This is a genomic window from Arcobacter iocasae (assembly GCF_042214795.1).
Classification (GTDB): Bacteria; Campylobacterota; Campylobacteria; order Campylobacterales; family Arcobacteraceae; genus Arcobacter; species Arcobacter iocasae.
Genome location: NZ_CP090177.1, coordinates 455,110 through 471,391 on the forward strand (window position 1 = coordinate 455,110; position 16,282 = coordinate 471,391).

21 protein-coding genes are annotated in these 16,282 nt (G+C 29.1%); 1 reads left to right on the forward strand and 20 read right to left on the reverse strand.

The features are described from left to right. Position 1 precedes the first annotated feature (1 nt). The 13 genes from LXN10_RS02415 to LXN10_RS02475 all read right to left on the reverse strand — a co-directional run bounded on the left by LXN10_RS02415 (position 2) and on the right by LXN10_RS02475 (position 9,824). On the reverse strand, positions 2–742 hold the full coding sequence (locus LXN10_RS02415) for an energy transducer TonB (protein WP_375724357.1): 741 nt from the start codon (positions 740–742) through the stop codon (positions 2–4). 2 nt (positions 743–744) lie between these two features. Beyond that, a complete protein-coding gene (locus tag LXN10_RS02420) occupies positions 745–1,134 on the reverse strand; it encodes an ExbD/TolR family protein (protein WP_129101555.1) in 390 nt (129 codons plus the stop codon). A 5-nt stretch (positions 1,135–1,139) separates the two neighbouring features. Beyond that, a complete protein-coding gene (locus LXN10_RS02425; protein WP_375724358.1) occupies positions 1,140–1,700 on the reverse strand; it encodes a MotA/TolQ/ExbB proton channel family protein in 561 nt (186 codons plus the stop codon). A gap of 6 nt (positions 1,701–1,706) precedes the next feature. Beyond that, complete coding sequence (gene atpC, locus LXN10_RS02430; RefSeq protein ID WP_013136137.1) at positions 1,707–2,084, reverse strand: ATP synthase F1 subunit epsilon; 378 nt, start codon at positions 2,082–2,084, stop codon at positions 1,707–1,709. Between the two features lie 17 nt (positions 2,085–2,101). Continuing rightward, complete coding sequence (atpD, locus tag LXN10_RS02435) at positions 2,102–3,496, reverse strand: F0F1 ATP synthase subunit beta (RefSeq protein WP_375724359.1); 1,395 nt, start codon at positions 3,494–3,496, stop codon at positions 2,102–2,104. Positions 3,497–3,514: 18 nt separating this feature from the next. After that, a complete protein-coding gene (gene atpG / locus LXN10_RS02440; RefSeq protein ID WP_375724360.1) occupies positions 3,515–4,399 on the reverse strand; it encodes an ATP synthase F1 subunit gamma in 885 nt (294 codons plus the stop codon). 10 nt (positions 4,400–4,409) lie between these two features. Next, positions 4,410–5,927 (reverse strand): F0F1 ATP synthase subunit alpha, encoded by a 1,518-nt coding sequence (gene atpA / locus LXN10_RS02445; protein WP_375724361.1) that lies wholly within the window; start codon positions 5,925–5,927, stop codon positions 4,410–4,412. 21 nt (positions 5,928–5,948) lie between these two features. Then, entirely contained in the window at positions 5,949–6,479 is a 531-nt protein-coding gene (locus LXN10_RS02450) for a F0F1 ATP synthase subunit delta (protein WP_375724362.1), read from the reverse strand. Beyond that, entirely contained in the window at positions 6,479–6,991 is a 513-nt protein-coding gene (locus LXN10_RS02455; RefSeq protein ID WP_375724363.1) for a F0F1 ATP synthase subunit B, read from the reverse strand. The genes LXN10_RS02450 and LXN10_RS02455 overlap by 1 nt, the downstream gene beginning before the upstream one ends. Before the next feature lie 10 nt (positions 6,992–7,001). Then, the gene (locus LXN10_RS02460; protein ID WP_375724364.1) at positions 7,002–7,424 is read right to left on the reverse strand and encodes a F0F1 ATP synthase subunit B family protein; all 423 of its coding nucleotides are present in this window, start codon (positions 7,422–7,424) and stop codon (positions 7,002–7,004) included. Between the two features lie 103 nt (positions 7,425–7,527). After that, complete coding sequence (locus LXN10_RS02465; protein WP_375724365.1) at positions 7,528–8,409, reverse strand: ParB/RepB/Spo0J family partition protein; 882 nt, start codon at positions 8,407–8,409, stop codon at positions 7,528–7,530. Positions 8,410–8,412: 3 nt separating this feature from the next. Further along, entirely contained in the window at positions 8,413–9,189 is a 777-nt protein-coding gene (locus LXN10_RS02470) for a ParA family protein (protein ID WP_129101597.1), read from the reverse strand. Beyond that, on the reverse strand, positions 9,189–9,824 hold the full coding sequence (locus tag LXN10_RS02475) for a biotin--[acetyl-CoA-carboxylase] ligase (RefSeq protein WP_375724366.1): 636 nt from the start codon (positions 9,822–9,824) through the stop codon (positions 9,189–9,191). Before LXN10_RS02475 ends, LXN10_RS02470 begins: the two co-directional genes overlap by 1 nt. Positions 9,825–9,906: 82 nt before the next feature. Between LXN10_RS02475 and LXN10_RS02480 the strand changes: the two genes are divergently transcribed. Then, on the forward strand, positions 9,907–10,800 hold the full coding sequence (locus tag LXN10_RS02480; protein WP_375724367.1) for an AEC family transporter: 894 nt from the start codon (positions 9,907–9,909) through the stop codon (positions 10,798–10,800). Here the strand turns inward: LXN10_RS02480 and LXN10_RS02485 are convergent. The 7 genes from LXN10_RS02485 to LXN10_RS02515 all read right to left on the reverse strand — a co-directional run bounded on the left by LXN10_RS02485 (position 10,785) and on the right by LXN10_RS02515 (position 16,236). Beyond that, on the reverse strand, positions 10,785–12,170 hold the full coding sequence (locus tag LXN10_RS02485; protein WP_375724368.1) for an ATP-binding protein: 1,386 nt from the start codon (positions 12,168–12,170) through the stop codon (positions 10,785–10,787). The genes LXN10_RS02480 and LXN10_RS02485 overlap by 16 nt on opposite strands. A 43-nt stretch (positions 12,171–12,213) precedes the next feature. Then, positions 12,214–13,134: a methionyl-tRNA formyltransferase gene (gene fmt / locus LXN10_RS02490; RefSeq protein ID WP_375724369.1), complete on the reverse strand. Its 921-nt coding sequence runs from the start codon at positions 13,132–13,134 to the stop codon at positions 12,214–12,216. Positions 13,135–13,164: 30 nt separating this feature from the next. Then, complete coding sequence (gene proB, locus LXN10_RS02495) at positions 13,165–13,935, reverse strand: glutamate 5-kinase (RefSeq protein WP_375724370.1); 771 nt, start codon at positions 13,933–13,935, stop codon at positions 13,165–13,167. Beyond that, positions 13,936–15,027 (reverse strand): GTPase ObgE, encoded by a 1,092-nt coding sequence (obgE, locus tag LXN10_RS02500; protein ID WP_375724371.1) that lies wholly within the window; start codon positions 15,025–15,027, stop codon positions 13,936–13,938. Between the two features lie 136 nt (positions 15,028–15,163). Continuing rightward, on the reverse strand, positions 15,164–15,418 hold the full coding sequence (gene rpmA / locus LXN10_RS02505; protein ID WP_129101570.1) for a 50S ribosomal protein L27: 255 nt from the start codon (positions 15,416–15,418) through the stop codon (positions 15,164–15,166). 11 nt (positions 15,419–15,429) lie between these two features. Further along, positions 15,430–15,747 carry a 50S ribosomal protein L21 gene (rplU, locus tag LXN10_RS02510; RefSeq protein WP_013136153.1) on the reverse strand — a complete coding sequence of 106 codons (318 nt, stop codon included), beginning with the start codon at positions 15,745–15,747 and terminating at the stop codon, positions 15,430–15,432. Between the two features lie 99 nt (positions 15,748–15,846). Then, entirely contained in the window at positions 15,847–16,236 is a 390-nt protein-coding gene (locus LXN10_RS02515; RefSeq protein WP_375724372.1) for a RidA family protein, read from the reverse strand. Positions 16,237–16,282: the final 46 nt, after the last annotated feature.

Here is a 16,282-nt window from a genome sequence, read left to right on the forward strand (position 1 = left end):
ATTACCTTTCTGATTTAAATATTACTTCAATTTTTACTTCAGAACCTTTATCATGTTCTGGGTATGTAATATTAACTTGTTCATTTAAAAAAGAGGTTAAAGATTTGTCAAAAAACTCATTTCCAGAGTATTTTAAAAATCTAAAATCAAATTTACCATCATTTGTAATAATTACTAGTACTTTTGCAAATAAATCATCTCCAACTAAACTTGGATTCCATCTTTTTGCTAATAATTCATAAATTTTAGAATAATATGGATCAATAGAATTTTTTGATTCATTACTTGGCATTACTGAAGCTTTTGATTTAACATTATTTAATAAAGTAGATACTGATAGTTTCTCACTTTTTCTTTCTTTTTCAAATTTTGCTTTAAATCTACTTGCTACTTCAGATTTAACAACATTATTAACACTATTCTCAATAACATTTTCACTAGTATCTTTAACATTTGCAAAAAGAGATTTTACACTATTTTGTTGTTTAGCACTTATTGATTTTGACTTTTCAACAACTTTATCAATAGTTTTACTCTTCTCTTTATGAGACTCTTTATTTATAATTTTACTATCTTTATCAAGCAAAATACTAAGTTCAATTGTAGTTGTTTTATTAAAAGCATCAAATTTTTTGACATCAGAAGTTTTTATATAAAGAAAAAACAAAAATATTATTATAAAGTATGTAAGTAAAGCAATTAAAAGACTATTTTGCTTTGAAATAGAATTTGAAAAGAACATGATTATCCATCAGTGATTAAAGAAACTTTGAAAAAGCCAGCTTCTTTGACTGTTTTTAACACAAAAATAACATCATCATAAATTAAACTTTTGTCAGCTCTAATATGAATAGGAGTATCTTTATTTTTATTATTTGAATAAAGAATAAAACTATCTGCAAAATTCTTTAATTCATATTTGTTTTTTCCAATAATAATTTCTCTATCTTTAGTAATTAAAATAGAGATTTTTTTAACATCTTGTAATTGTCTAGATTTACTACCATTTGGTAAATTTACTGGTTCTTCAAACTCTATAACAGGAGCAGTAATCATTAAAATTGCTAGCAATACTAACATGATATCTACCATTGGAGTAATATTTAAATCAGGCTTTTGATTATAATCATACATATTTTTTATGCCTTAGCAATCAAAATTTCAGATTGAGCCTTTAAATAGGTGTTTAATTCATAAACTTTTCTAGTCAATATTTGATGAAATGTATAAGCAAAAATTGCTACAAAAATTCCACCTGCAGTTGCAACTAATGCTTCTGAAATAGCAGGTGCAATAATTGAAAATCCAACTTTTGATTGAGTTGAAAATTTTGCAAATGACTCTAAAATTCCAACAACAGTACCAAATAAACCAATAAATGGAGAAGTTGAAGATACTATAGATAACCAAGATAAACCTTCACTGGCATCTTTAATAATTGAAATTTCACAAGCATGTAATAAGGGTTTTGAACGAGATGTTTTAGCACATCTGCTTAAACCAGACAGTGGACTTAAGATTGAATCTCTAGAAGTAAGTGTTTCTAAAGACTTTTTTTCATTAGTAATTAGTCCAGAAAGTTGACTATTTTTAAATATAAAAAGCCAAAAAATCAAAACAAAATAAACAGATAGCAGAGCTAATACAACAAGTGTAATAGCGCTACTATTTGTAAAATAATTTAAAATTATATCAATCATTTTTACTTAACTAAATGAGTTGATTTTTGCTTCAACAGATGCGATTGATACATTAGCATCAGAAACTGAATTAACAAGTTCTTTTGCAGCATCAATAGCTTTAGCAATATCAGAGTCTCCACCCTGAGTAAGTGCCACAGCACCATCAGCTAAAACATCAACTGAAGTCTCGCTAACATTAACGTGACCCCAGTTAATTGCTACTGCCTCAGTTGTATTCTCTTTTTCAATTACAATCACACCAACTGTTAATGAAGATACCAATGATGAGTGACCTGGTAATACTCCAAACTCTCCCTCTTTTCCAGGAAGAGTTACAGTTTTAACATCACCATTAAATATTGGTCCATTTGGTGTAACTATTGATAATTTTAGTGTATCCATAAATTTACCTTAATGGTTTATTTCATTTTCTCAGCTTTGGCAAGAACTTCGTCAATTCCACCAACCATATAGAATGCCATTTCTGGAATACTATCATATTTACCTTCTAAGATACCTTGGAAACCAGCAATTGTATCTTTTAACTCTACATATTTACCAGGAGACCCTGTAAATACTTCAGCAACGAAGAATGGTTGAGATAAGAATCTCTCGATTTTTCTTGCTCTAGAAACTACAAGTTTATCTTCTTCAGATAATTCATCCATACCAAGAATTGCAATAATATCTTGTAAATCTTTGTATTTTTGTAATACTGATTGAACACCTCTAGCAGTGTTATAATGTTCTTGTCCTAAAATATCTGCACTTAGAATTCTTGAACTTGAATCCAATGGATCAACTGCTGGGTAAATACCTTTTTCAGCAATTTTTCTATTAAGTACTGTTGTTGCATCTAAGTGAGCAAAAACAGAAGCTGGAGCTGGATCTGTTAAGTCATCCGCTGGTACATATACCGCTTGAACAGAAGTAATTGAACCTTTTGCAGTAGAAGTAATTCTTTCTTGTAATTTACCCATTTCAGATGCAAGTGTAGGTTGATATCCAACAGCAGATGGAATTCTTCCTAAAAGAGCTGACATTTCAGAACCTGATTGTGCAAATCTAAAAATATTATCTACGAACATAAGTACATCAAGACCTTGTTCATCTCTAAAATACTCAGCCATAGTAAGACCTGTTAATGCAATTCTATTTCTTGCACCTGGAGGCTCAGACATTTGACCATAACATAAAGCAACTTTATCAAGTACATTAGAATCTTTCATCTCATGATAAAGGTCATTTCCTTCTCTTGTTCTTTCACCAACACCTGCAAATACAGAGTATCCTGAATGTTTAAATGCAACATTATGAATTAATTCCATAATAATAACTGTTTTACCAACACCAGCACCACCGAATAGTCCAACTTTACCACCTTTTGAATATGGTGCTAAAAGGTCAACTACTTTGATACCTGTTTCAAACATTTCTGTTTTTGTAGATTGTTCTTCAAAAGTTGGTGCAGCTCTATGAATAGACCATCTTGGAGTCTCTTCTGGTATTGCTTCACCTTCATCAACTGGATCACCAATTACATTGAAAATTCTTCCTAATACTGCTTCACCAACTGGAACTTGAATAGGTCCACCTTGTGCAATACACTCTTGTCCTCTTGTTAATCCATCTGTCATATCCATAGCAATAGTTCTAACTCTACTATCACCAATATGTGCAGCAACTTCTAGTATTAATCTATCAGCCTTAGCGTCAGTTAATGTAACTTGAATTGCTTCATTAATTTCTGGTAAGTATCCGTCGAACTCTACGTCAACTACCGGACCCATTACCTGAACAATTTTACCTTTCATACGGGCAGCTCCTTTAAATTATTTTAATGCTTCAACACCACTGATAATTTCTATCAGCTCTGTTGTAATCGCAGCTTGTCTAGCTTTATTGTACTCAACTGTTAAACTATCAACTTTTTCTTTTGCATTCTTAGTTGCAGCTTCCATAGCTTGCATTCTTGCACTATGTTCAGCAGCTAAAGAATCAAGTAAAGAGTAATACATATTAAATTGAATGTATTTCTCAGTTAGTTCATTTAACACTTCTTCATCATCATCTGGCTCAATATTAAGCATAGATGACTCTTCTTTTAATTCAACATTTTCAAAACTAATTGGTAAGATCTCTTTAATTTTTAACTCTTGAGTTAACATATTAAGGAATCCATTATATATTAAAACTACTTTATCAGTAACTCCATTTTGAAAATCAGTTACAACTTCTTGAATAAAATCAGAAGCTCTATTATAATCAGGAGTAGAAGATAAATCGCTAACTTTTTGAGTCAATGTTTCACCTTGGAAAGTAAAGTAATCAACACCTTTTCTTCCAGCAACTCTTAATCTTACAGTTACACCTTTTGCTCTGTATTCATTCATCATGTGCATTACAGCTTTAATCGTAGCCATGTTGAATCCACCACAAAGACCTTTGTCAGCAGTAACAAAAACAATATCTACTGTTTTTGGACTTTCATTTTGAATAAATGCTCTATTGTGCATTCCATCATCTTGAACTTTGCCAACTCTGTGTGCAATCTCAGAAAGAACTTGATTAATCTTTTCTGCATAACTTTTAGCTTGATCAGACAATTGTCTAGTACGCGTAAGTTTTGCAGAAGATACAAGCTTCATAGCTTTTGTAGTCTTCTGAGTATTTTTAACACTACCAATTTTTAATTTAATCTCTTTTAAGTTAGCCATTGACTAATCCTTATTTTGCACTAAAAACAGTTTTAAACTCTTCTAACGCAGATTTTAAATTATCTTCAGTATCTTCGTCTAATTTTTTCTTAGATTTAATTTCATCTAAAATATTTGAATATTTTTGCTCAATAAATGCATGTAATTCATCTTCAAATCTAACAACGTCAGAAACTGCGATATCGTTTAAATATCCTTTAGTTCCAGCATAAATAATAACAACTTGTTTTTCAATAACTAAAGGTTTATTAACACCTTGTTTTAATACTTCTACCATTCTTTGACCAAGTTCAAGTTCTCTTCTTGTACTTTCATCAAGATCAGATGCGAATTGAGCAAATGCTTCAAGTTCTCTATATTGTGCAAGTGATAATTTTAAAGTACCAGCAACTTGCTTAGTAGCTTTAATTTGTGCTGCTCCACCAACTCTTGATACAGAAAGTCCCACATTAATTGCAGGTCTAATTCCTGAGTTGAAAAGGTTAGTTTCTAAGAAGATTTGACCATCTGTAATAGAAATAACATTTGTAGGAATATATGCTGCAACATCTCCTGCTTGTGTTTCGATAATAGGTAAAGCTGTCATTGAACCAGCTCCTCTTTCATCTGACATTTTAGCAGCTCTCTCAAGTAATCTTGAGTGTAGGTAAAATACATCCCCTGGATAAGCTTCTCGACCTGGAGGTCTTCTTAAAATTAATGACATCTCTCTATATGCAACTGCATGTTTTGATAAATCATCATAAACGATTAATGCATGTTTCCCATTATCTCTAAAGTACTCACCAATTGTAACACCAGTATATGGAGCTAAGAATTGTAATGTAGCTGAATCTGCAGCTGAAGCATTAACAACAATTGTATATTCCATTGCACCAGATTCTTCTAATGTTCTAACAACAGAAGCTACTGAAGATGATTTTTGACCAATTGCAACATAAATACAAATTACATTTTCACCTTTTTGGTTAAGGATTGTATCAATAGCAACAGTTGTTTTACCAGTTTGTCTATCTCCAATAATAAGCTCTCTTTGACCTCTTCCAATTGGAACAAGTGCATCAATTGCTTTAATACCTGTTTGTAATGGTTCATGAACTGATTTTCTAGCCATGATTCCAGGAGCTTTTTCTTCAACAAATCTTGTTTCAGTTGATTCAATAGTCCCTTTTCCATCAATTGGTTCACCTAATGCATTAACAACTCTTCCAACCATAGCTTCACCAACTGGTGTTTCTAATAGTTTTCCAACTCTTTTACAAGAAGAACCTTCTCTTAATCCATTTCCAGAACCTAAAACAACAACACCAACAGAAGCTTCTTCAAGGTTAGAAGCTAGCCCTCTTTCGCCGTTTTCAAATTCTACAATCTCACCAGCCATAACGTTCTTAAGACCGTAAACTTGAGCAATACCATCTGCATAAGAGATAATTTTACCAGTCTCATTTACATCTACATTTAATTCAAAGTTATCAATTCTTTCTTTGATGATCGAACTGATTTCATCAGCTTGAATTTTTGCACCCATTCAATTTCTCCTTTATAAGTTCTAAACTGCTTTTAAAATATGATTTATCATTTGTGATTTAAGTCTATCTTTTGAGAAGCTAATCTCAACGCCAAGTCCATCAATATCAACTTTAATACCATCATAATCACATACATTTTGAGTTAAAGATAATTTAACATCAAATTTCTTACTAAATTGCTCTGCAATAGAGTTAATATATTGATCAGATAATGCATTGTTAGTATAAACAACACCTTCATAAGAATTTTCCATTACTGCAATATTAGCTTTTAATTCTGCAAGTATAAATGGAATAATTTCTAATCTTTTTTTACTACCTAACAATTTTATTAAATTCTTTGTAGTATCAGAAATATTATCAATCAACGAGATTATTAAATCTGTTTTTTGAGATTCTTTTACTTCAATTGAAGATATGATAGAGATAAACTTATCATCAGCAAATGCTTTTGAAATTTCACTTAATTCATTACAAATTGAAGTTGCAGTAGCTAAATCTTTACCATCTAATAGTGCTTTAACATATCTTTTTGCAATTAAATCATTCATTACGCCACCTTCTTAAGTATAATACTTGCTAATTCATCTTGCGATAATGCAATATTTTCAGATTTAAGTAGCTCTTCTAGAATTTCTTCAACAACTTGTCTTTGCACTTTTTTAGTTTCAACTTCTATTTTTTCATCGAAATTTCTGTTTAATTGAGCAATATCATGGTCAACTGCATCTGCAACTTTTTGTTTTAATGCACCAACTTCTGATTTCGCAAGTTCAACAGTTTCTGCAGCTAATTTTTTAGCTTGCTCTAGTTTTACTGCTGCTTCATCAATTTTTGATTGTGAAGCTTTTAAAGTATCTTGTACTTTATCTAATTCAGATTGAATTTCTAAAGTTCTATTTGCAAAAAAAGCTTTAATTTTATCGGCTAATAAATACCATAAAATTCCAGCAAAGATTACAAAGTTAACGGTTCTTTGAATTATATCAGTTTCCGCACCATTACTATTAGCAAATAACGCTACAGGAGCTAAAGCTAATAAAGTTAATAATAATTTGTTCACTTCTTCTCCCTTATATTGAGCTTAACTTAGCTTTTAAGCTCTCATTAAATTGAGGCATTGCCGCGATTAATGAATCTTTTAAAGCTTTTGAATCTTTATCTAAAGAAACTTTAAAATCAGAATATTTTGTTTCAATATCTGATTTTGCAAGTTCTAATTTAGAATCAGCAACTTTTTTAGCTTCATTAAAAGCTTCTTCTCTAATTACAGCAGCTTCTTTTTTAGCTTTTGCAATAATATCATTTGCTTCAGCTAGCATCCCATCTACATCAGCAGTATTTGACTTTGCATTCTCTAAATCACTTTTGATAGATTTTGCTCTTTCATCCATATGCTTTAGTAGAGGCGTAAATAGACAACTGTTTAGTCTGGCAAGTACTAATAAGAAAATAATACCAGAGCTAAGCAACAATACAGGACTTATGTCTAACATTCATTCCTCCATATTTTTTACAGTTTAGTTTGACTAAAACTTATAAATTTTAGCGAAATATTATATAAATATTTATTAAATGGGTCAAATTGTTAGATAAATTTTATAAAGTGTTACGAAAGTAATTAGATATCTTTTCAATATCCTCTTGAGATTTGATTTCTATCTTAAAGCAATTCTTTTCAAGTTTTACTTTTAGATTATTTTTTGATAATTCATCAACAACACTACTTAAAGGTTTTAAATCATAATTTTTAGGTGATGATTTTGCTTTTTTAGCCGAAGTTGGTTCAGGTTTTTTAATATCTTTAATAAGTAGTTCTGTTTCTCTTACAGACAATTTTTGTCCTATGATACTATCAGTAACTTTTCTTTGTGTTTCTTCATCAAGCCCTACCATTATTTTTGCATGACCAGCAGTTATTTTATCATTAGCCAACATTTGTTGAACATAAGAAGATAATTGTAAAAGTCTTAAAGTATTTGTTATAGATGTCCTACTTTTAAAAACTTTTACTGATAGTTCTTCATGTGTTAAAGAGTGCTCATTTATAAGTTGAGCATACGAATATGCTAATTCAATTACATTTAGATCATCTCTTTGAATATTTTCAATTAAAGCGATTTCTCTTAATTTGTTACTATCAATATCTAAAATATTTGCTTTGATTTTATCAATATTAGCTAATTTATGAGCTCTTAATCTTCTCTCACCGGCAATTAAGATATATTCACCATATTCAGTTGACTCAATTACACTAATAGCTTGAATAAGACCATGTTCCTTAATTGAATCACTTAATTCTTTTAATTTATCTTCATCAAATATTTTTCTAGGTTGTGCGGGATTTGGTTTGATACTATTTACATCTAAATAAATATCCATACCACTTTCTTTAGAAGAAGAACTGTTATTGCTTTCATAAGCTGATTCAACTTCACCTAATAGTTCACCTAAACCTCTACCTAATGCTGCTTTTGCCATTTTTTATCCTGCTATTGCTTTTGCTAAATTTGTATAAGCTTTTGTACCAATTGCTGCCGCATCATAAAGCATAATTGGTTTTCCAAAACTTGGGCTTTCTGCTAGTTTAATATTTCTTGGTATTACTACATATGAACTACCATCAATTTTAAATAATTTACTTTCAAAATGTTGTGCAAGGTCTGCAAATACTTGTTTTGCAAGATTATTTTGTGCACTATACATAGTTGGAAGAAATCCTCTAATTTGTAGTTGTCTATTAATAGTTTGTTTTACTAATTTTATAGTATTAAGTAATTGTGCCAAACCTTCAAGTGCAAAAAACTCACATTGAATTGGTATTAAAACAGAATTAGAAGCACTTAGTGTATTAATTGTAATAGGACCTAATGCAGGAGGTGAATCAATAATAATATAATCAAAATCTTTCTTAATAGGATCAATTTTTCTTTTTAATATTAATTCTCTATCTTTTGTATTTTTATAAAATTCTCTTTCAATACCAACTAAACCAATATTTGAAGGTGCTACTTTCAAATTATCAATTTCTGAGTCTAGTATAATTTCATTTAATTCTTTTGTTCCAAGCATAACATGATAAATATTATATTCATAGGTGTCTCGGTGAAACCCTAAACTTGTAGTTGCATTTGCTTGTGGATCTGCATCTATTAATAATACTTTCTTCCCTTGTAAGGCTAAAGCTGCACTTAAATTCACAGCTGTAGTTGTTTTACCAACTCCACCTTTTTGATTTGCTATTGTTATTACTTCTGCCATCATCTTAGACTAAAAACCTTTTTATTATTAATATTTATCGAACCATCACTATTTAACTGTGCATTGATTAAGGGTATTTTTTCATTGTTAATTGTTGCGTGTAAATTTTTACTTCTTTCGAATTCTACCACATATTCTTTTAAAATATCCTCCCATAAAATCTTTTTTTCAATATTTTGAAAATATAATTTAAATAATTCTTTTATATTTATTTGTATATCTAGTTTTAAGAACTCACTATTAACATTATTTAAGTTTAAGCCTATTCCACAATAGACTAAACCATTTGAGACAGAGGTTATAGTTCCACCAATTTTGTAATTATTTATATAAAAATCATTTGGCCATTTAAGCCAAACTTCTGAACCAAAATCTTTTAATATATTTTTTAAAACATAAGAAAAATAAATTGATGCGCTTTGTATTTCTAAATCATTTGGTAAATCATCTTGTTTTATTACGAAAGAAAAAAATAAATTTCCTTTTGTACCTATCCATGAATTACCACGACTACCTATTCCTGCAGTTTGTTCTTGGGTATAAAAACATAAACTATTGGAAAAACCATTACTCTTTATATATTCTTTTAAATATGTATGTGTAGAATCAACACTTTTTAAATATCTAATTTCCATAAATGCATTGTACTAAATTAATCTACAAGTTCATATTAATGAACTTATATATATAATATTTACTTTTTAATTTGGAGAGATAATGTTAGATCCAGTTTTACCAATTGCTTTATATTTGATGATAGGTTACTTTTTTAAGATTTTTATAAAAGATAACTCTCAAGCTTTAGTCGATTTTGTTATATATTTTTCACTTCCAGCAATGGTTTTTATAAAAATTTATCCACTTACTTTAGATCTTAAATTTTTAAATATGATTTTTATGTTTAATACTATAATTTTAGCAAATCTTGTTTTGACATATTTTATTGGTAAATTTTTAAAATTTGAGAAAAAAACACTAGCAACCTTTATGGCAGTTGGAACTTTTGGGAATACCTCATTTGTGGGATTTTCATATATTGATGCTTTTTATGGGCAAGATTATGTTGTTTATGCTCTTATTTATGATCTTTTTGGTTCTTTTTTATTAGTAGTATCATTGGGTTCAGTTATTGTGAACTGGGGAAGTGGTGAACTTATAAGATTTAAAGCCATGACTAGAAAAGTATTATTTTTTCCACCTATTATTATGTTTTTTGTTACTATTATTTTAAAATATTTTACAGTTCCCACTTTTGTAATGAATACAGCAGGTGCAATAGGTGCTACAGTTGTACCCGTAGCCATGATTGCAATTGGTATGAAATTAGAAGTAAAAAATATTTTTTATAAATTTAAAACTGTAAGTTTACTTCTTGGTATAAAAATGTTTTTAATGCCAATACTTGTAATGATAGGATTTTCAATATTTTACAATCTAGATGATACTTGGAGTAAGGTAACAATATTAGAAGTGGCAATGCCACCAATGACTATGGCTGTAATTTTAGCTATTCAAGGTGGATTAGATGAAAGATTAGCTGTAAATGCATTAGTAATAGGTGTTTTACTTTCACTATTAAGTGTGACAGGTTTTTATTACTTCTTAGCTTGAAACTCAATAGTAAACAAAGCTCCTGCACATTGAATACCTTTATATTCAAAGGTACAGTTCTCAGCTTTTATTGTACCACCAAAACTTTTATCAATAATTACTTTTGTCATATACAAGCCTATACCTGTGCCTTTATGTTCATCTTTTGTAGTAAAATCTTTTGTAAATATTTTTTCTAAAATATTTTCTTTTATTCCACCTGCATTGTCTTTAATTTTTATAAATATTAAATCATCAATCTTTTCTAAAGTAATAAAAATAAACTTGTTTTTATCATTTTGATTCATATTAATATGAAAGGCATCTTTTGCATTTTGTAGAATATTTAAAGTAGCTTGTTTTAATTCATTTTCTAATCCAAAATAATTAATACTATCATCCAAGTCAAATATTATTTCAATGTCATATTCTGATAAAACAACATTAATTATTGATACACTTTGATGCAAGTTTTTTGCTAAATTAAAAGTTTTTTCATATTTATCAATTTTATAAAAATTTCTAAAATCATCAATAGTATCAGAAAGATATCTAGTTGTATCAACTATTTTATCAAGAGTTTCAATGCTTTGTTTCTTATCATCAATATTCAATTCTAAATTAAAACTAAGTGCACTGGCAAGTGTACTTATACCACTTAATGGTTGTCTCCACTGATGTGCAATATTACCTATCATTTCTCCCATTGATGCCAATTTTGACTGGTGAAAAATTATTGCTGATTTTTTTTCATTTTCACTAATCTCATACTCAACTTTTTTTGTTAGTTTTTCATTTGCCATTTTTAATTCATCATTTAACTCTTTTAACCTAATAAAGTCATCATGAGCTTGGCAAATTGACAAAGCAATCAAAGAACTTGCCATGGCTAAGGTATCTTTATCTTTTTCATCAAAATCAAAAGTATCACCACTATCAATTTTATTTATAAGTTGAATAACACCTAGTTTCTTATTCTCAATTGGGTGTATTATTGGAGCTGTGATTATAGAGTGGGTCTTATAATTATTTTTTTTGTCGTACTCTTTTACACCTAGAAATTCATATCTTTTCGTTTTATAAACATCATTAACTATTATAATTTTTTCGCTTATATAAGCATCAACTGCAAGGTATTTTGAGTTTGGATCAAGGGGAAGTTTTACATCTTTTAATTTTTTATATTGAAGAAAAATATCTTCATAAGTCATAGAATCATTTTGAAAAACATTAAAACATAAAGCATCATTATCTACAGTATAAATAGTTCCTGCTTCTGCACAAATTATTTCTCTTACTTGCTTTAATATCTTGTGTAATAAAATATCAAAATCATCTATATTGAAAAGTTTTAGATCATAAATATTGTAGCGATTTTTACTTTTTTTCATAATTATTACTTCTATAAAAGATATTAAGTAATGATATAATAAATTAAATTAAAATATTCCGTAAAGAAATTCTTTGACCTCTGATATAATCAATTGCACTAACTTCTTTTTTTGAAGGAGCTTGTAATGTAGCAATTTTCAAACTACCTTTTTTACAAGCTATAATTATACCATCATCTTCAATGTCTAATATTTCACCTGCATTATTTGAAGAATTATTTTCTACAAGAGAAATTTTCTTTAATTTAAGCCCTGATTTTAAATAAACTCCAGGCCAGTAAGAATAAGCTTTGTATTTTTTATAAAGAGCTTCTGCATTTTCAAAACTCACTTCTCCATGCTCTTTTTTTATCTTTTTACAGTAACTTACATTCGTTTCATTTTGAATTTTTGGACTTATCTTTTCAAAATTATCTAAAGTTTCAATTGTAAGTTTAGAAGCTAATTCTGAGAGTTCAGAAAATAGTTCTGCAACTTCCATAGTTTGGGGTATTTTAAAATATTTTAAGCCTAAAATATCACCACTATCAAGTCCTTCTTCCATTAACATAGATGTAACTCCTGTATAAGTATCTCCATTTAATAATGACTCTTGAATAGGACTTGCACCTCTATATTTTGGCAATAAGGAAGCATGTAAATTAATACATGGAGCTATATTTAAAATCTCTTTTGGTAAAATTTGTCCGTAAGCTGCAACTATTATAAAATCTGGATTTAAGGCTTCAATTTGCTGTTTTGCTTCTTGATTATTTCTTAATTTTTCAGGCTGAAAAATTGTAATATCTAAATCATTATCTATGCAAAATTGTTTAATGTGAGGAGCAGTTATAACTTGCTTTCTTCCAATAGGTTTATCTGGCTGAGTAAAAAGTCCTACTATTTCATAAGAACTTTTTAAAATCTCCTCAAAGATTTTTGTAGCATAATCTGGTGTTCCCATAAATAGTATTTTTTTACCCATTTCAATCCTTTTTAACTGTCCTAAATTATTCTAATTTTGTTTAGTAAATAGAGTTCCACTTTTATGATCTTCGTTTAATAAAAAATCATATGCATTTGTTAAATCAAAACCAGAAGATAGATACATCATTTTGTCATTTTTTAATAAAAGATTTGCAGCTTTTAGTTTTGTAACAATCCCACCAGTTGCAAACTCTGAATTTGGGCTATGTTTCATTTCTAACTCATCTTCTTTTAAAAAGCTAACTATTTTTCTCATTTTAGCTTCTGGATTTTCATGTGGATTACAATCATATAGTCCATCAATATCAGAAAGGATTACTAACATATCCGCATCAAAGAAAATAGCAGCATGAGCACCTAATTGATCATTATCACCAATTAGAAGTTCTTCATTAGCAATTACATCATTTTCATTTAAAATGGGAATAATATTATTTTCTAATAAAATTTCCATCACACCTTTTGCATTTTTAGATCTTTTTCTAGAATCAAAATCATTAGCAACAAGAAGCATTTGAGCACAAGTAAATCCATGTTCTCTAAATCTTTTTTTGTAATGTTTCATCAATAAGGGTTGTCCAATAGCTGCTAGTGCTTGTCTATTTAGAACCTTTGTTCTATCTAATTCTAAAGTTATATTTCCAGCAGCAACTGCACCAGAAGAGACTAAAATAATCTCATATTTTTTTTCTAATTTTAATTTTGCTATTAAGTCAACTAAATTATTTAGTCGTTCTACTGCTAGAACATTGCCCTCTCGTAAAACGGCACTTCCAACTTTAATAACTATTCTTTTCATTTATTTACCTTGAGTAATCAAATTATGTAAAGCAAATTTTAAAGCACCTATATTATTATGCGTTACAGATGAAATTGGCAATATAAAAAAAGGCTTACTTTTATCAAATTTTTCATAAACTGTATCTTGAATATAATATGGTAACTTTTTATCAAAACCAAACTCATTTGATTTTGTAACTTCTAAGCCTAATTCATTAATAAATTTACTTATATCAGCACTTAAATCTTCACCATAATATGCATCTGTTTTAGTTAATGCAATAGCAAAGTTTCTTTTACTTAAATCGTTTGAGAATTTTTTCAATTCTTCTTTTAAAACATTAAACTGATCAAGTGTATTTCTGTAATTAGTAATATCAATAGTAAAAAGTAAAGTTTTTGTTCTTTCAATATGTCTTAAGAACTCTAACCCTAAACCTTTACCTTCACTTGCACCATCAATGATTCCTGGAATATCAGCCATTACAAAAGAATTAAAATCACCAACTTCTACAACACCTAGTTTTGGTGTTAATGTAGTAAATTCATAATTTGCAACTTCAGGAGTTGCATTTGATGTAGTTGATATTAGTGTTGATTTCCCAACATTTGGATAACCTACAAGCCCAACATCTGCTATTAATTTTAATTCTAATCTTATGTTCATAGTCTCACCTGGAAGTCCTGGTTGAAAATATGTTGGTCTTTGATTTCTTGAATTTTTAAAGTGAGTATTACCTAATCCACCTTTTCCACCTTCAAGCAAAAGTTTTTTATCACCTTCTTCTAATAAATCTGCGATAACTTCATCTGTGTCATCATTAATTATTTGAGTCCCCGGAGGTACAACTAAAACTAAAGTTTCTCCACTTTTTCCAGTACATCTACTACCTAGTCCTGGTTTTCCATTATCAGCTTTTAATTTGTGCTTACCTTTATACCAAGATAAAGTATCAGTGTTATTATCTACTATAAAGCAAACATCTCCACCTTTTCCTCCATCTCCACCATCAGGTCCACCTTTTACTACGAATTTTTCTCTTCTAAATGCGGCACAACCTTGTCCACCTTTTCCAGAAGAAATACTAAATTTTACACTATCTATAAACATTACAAACCTTTAATATATAATTATGTAATTATAACTATTATTAAGTACAACTGCTTGTATTTAACAATAATTATAAACTAAAAAAAAGGGTGTAGGCAAATGCACTACACCCTTTTAAAACAAAAAGAAGTTTAACTTACGAAGCGTAAACTGAAACTTTTTTTCTATCTTTATCTTTAACTTCGAATTTTACAACTCCGTCAATTAAAGCAAAAATTGTGTGGTCTTTACCAATACCAACATTGTTACCAACATGTACTTTCGTACCTCTTTGTCTGATGATGATATTTCCAGCTTTTACAGCTTCCCCACCATATTTTTTAACTCCAAGTCTTCTACCAGCTGAGTCTCTATTATTCTGTGTACTACCTTGTCCCTTTTTGTGAGCCATAGTCTATCTCCTTATGCAGCTATTTTAGTAATTCTAATTTTTGTAAAGCTTCTTCTGAAACCTTTTTTTAATTTAGAATCTTTTCTTCTTCTTTTTTTGTAAATAAGAACTTTTCTGTCTCTATTTGCACCAGTACCGTCTAATACCACTACAGCTTCTACTTTTGCAGAAGAAATAGCATCACCACATTTTAATTCTCCATCGTTTACTGCTAATACATCAGTAATCTCTAAAGATTCTTTCGCAGCTTTTCCAGTATAGTCGATATCGATCATATCGCCTTCTGAAACCTTATACTGCTTACCACCACACTTTATAATTGCATACATATCTTTTCCTCTAACTTATCAATTCTTTAGTAACTTTCTTATTTAACGGGACGGAATGTTACCAAACATTAGTTTAAATTAACTTTAAGCGAAAAATCATCATAGGTTAATTAGATCATCACAAATGGCAATTGTATCCATTTCAACTAAAACATTTTTAGGTAAAGTCTTAACAGCAACTGTACTTCGTGCTGGCTTATGATCCCCAAAATACTCACCATAGATTACATTTACAATGCCAAAATCTTCCATATTTTCTAAATAAATTGTAACTTTTAAAACTTTTTCTAAAGAACTATTTGCTTCTGATAATACATTTTGTAAATTTGTTAAAACTTGATGTGTCTGTTTTTTTATATCTCTCTCAACTAACTCACCTTCAGGAGTAAGAGCAATTTGACCAGAAGTATAAACTAATCCATTATATTTAACTGCTTGAGAATATGGGCCAATTGCAGCTGGTGCACTTTCTGTTTTAATTATTTCCATTATATTTCCTTGATTTTTTGTAATTTTACTTTAAAAAAAGTTTTAT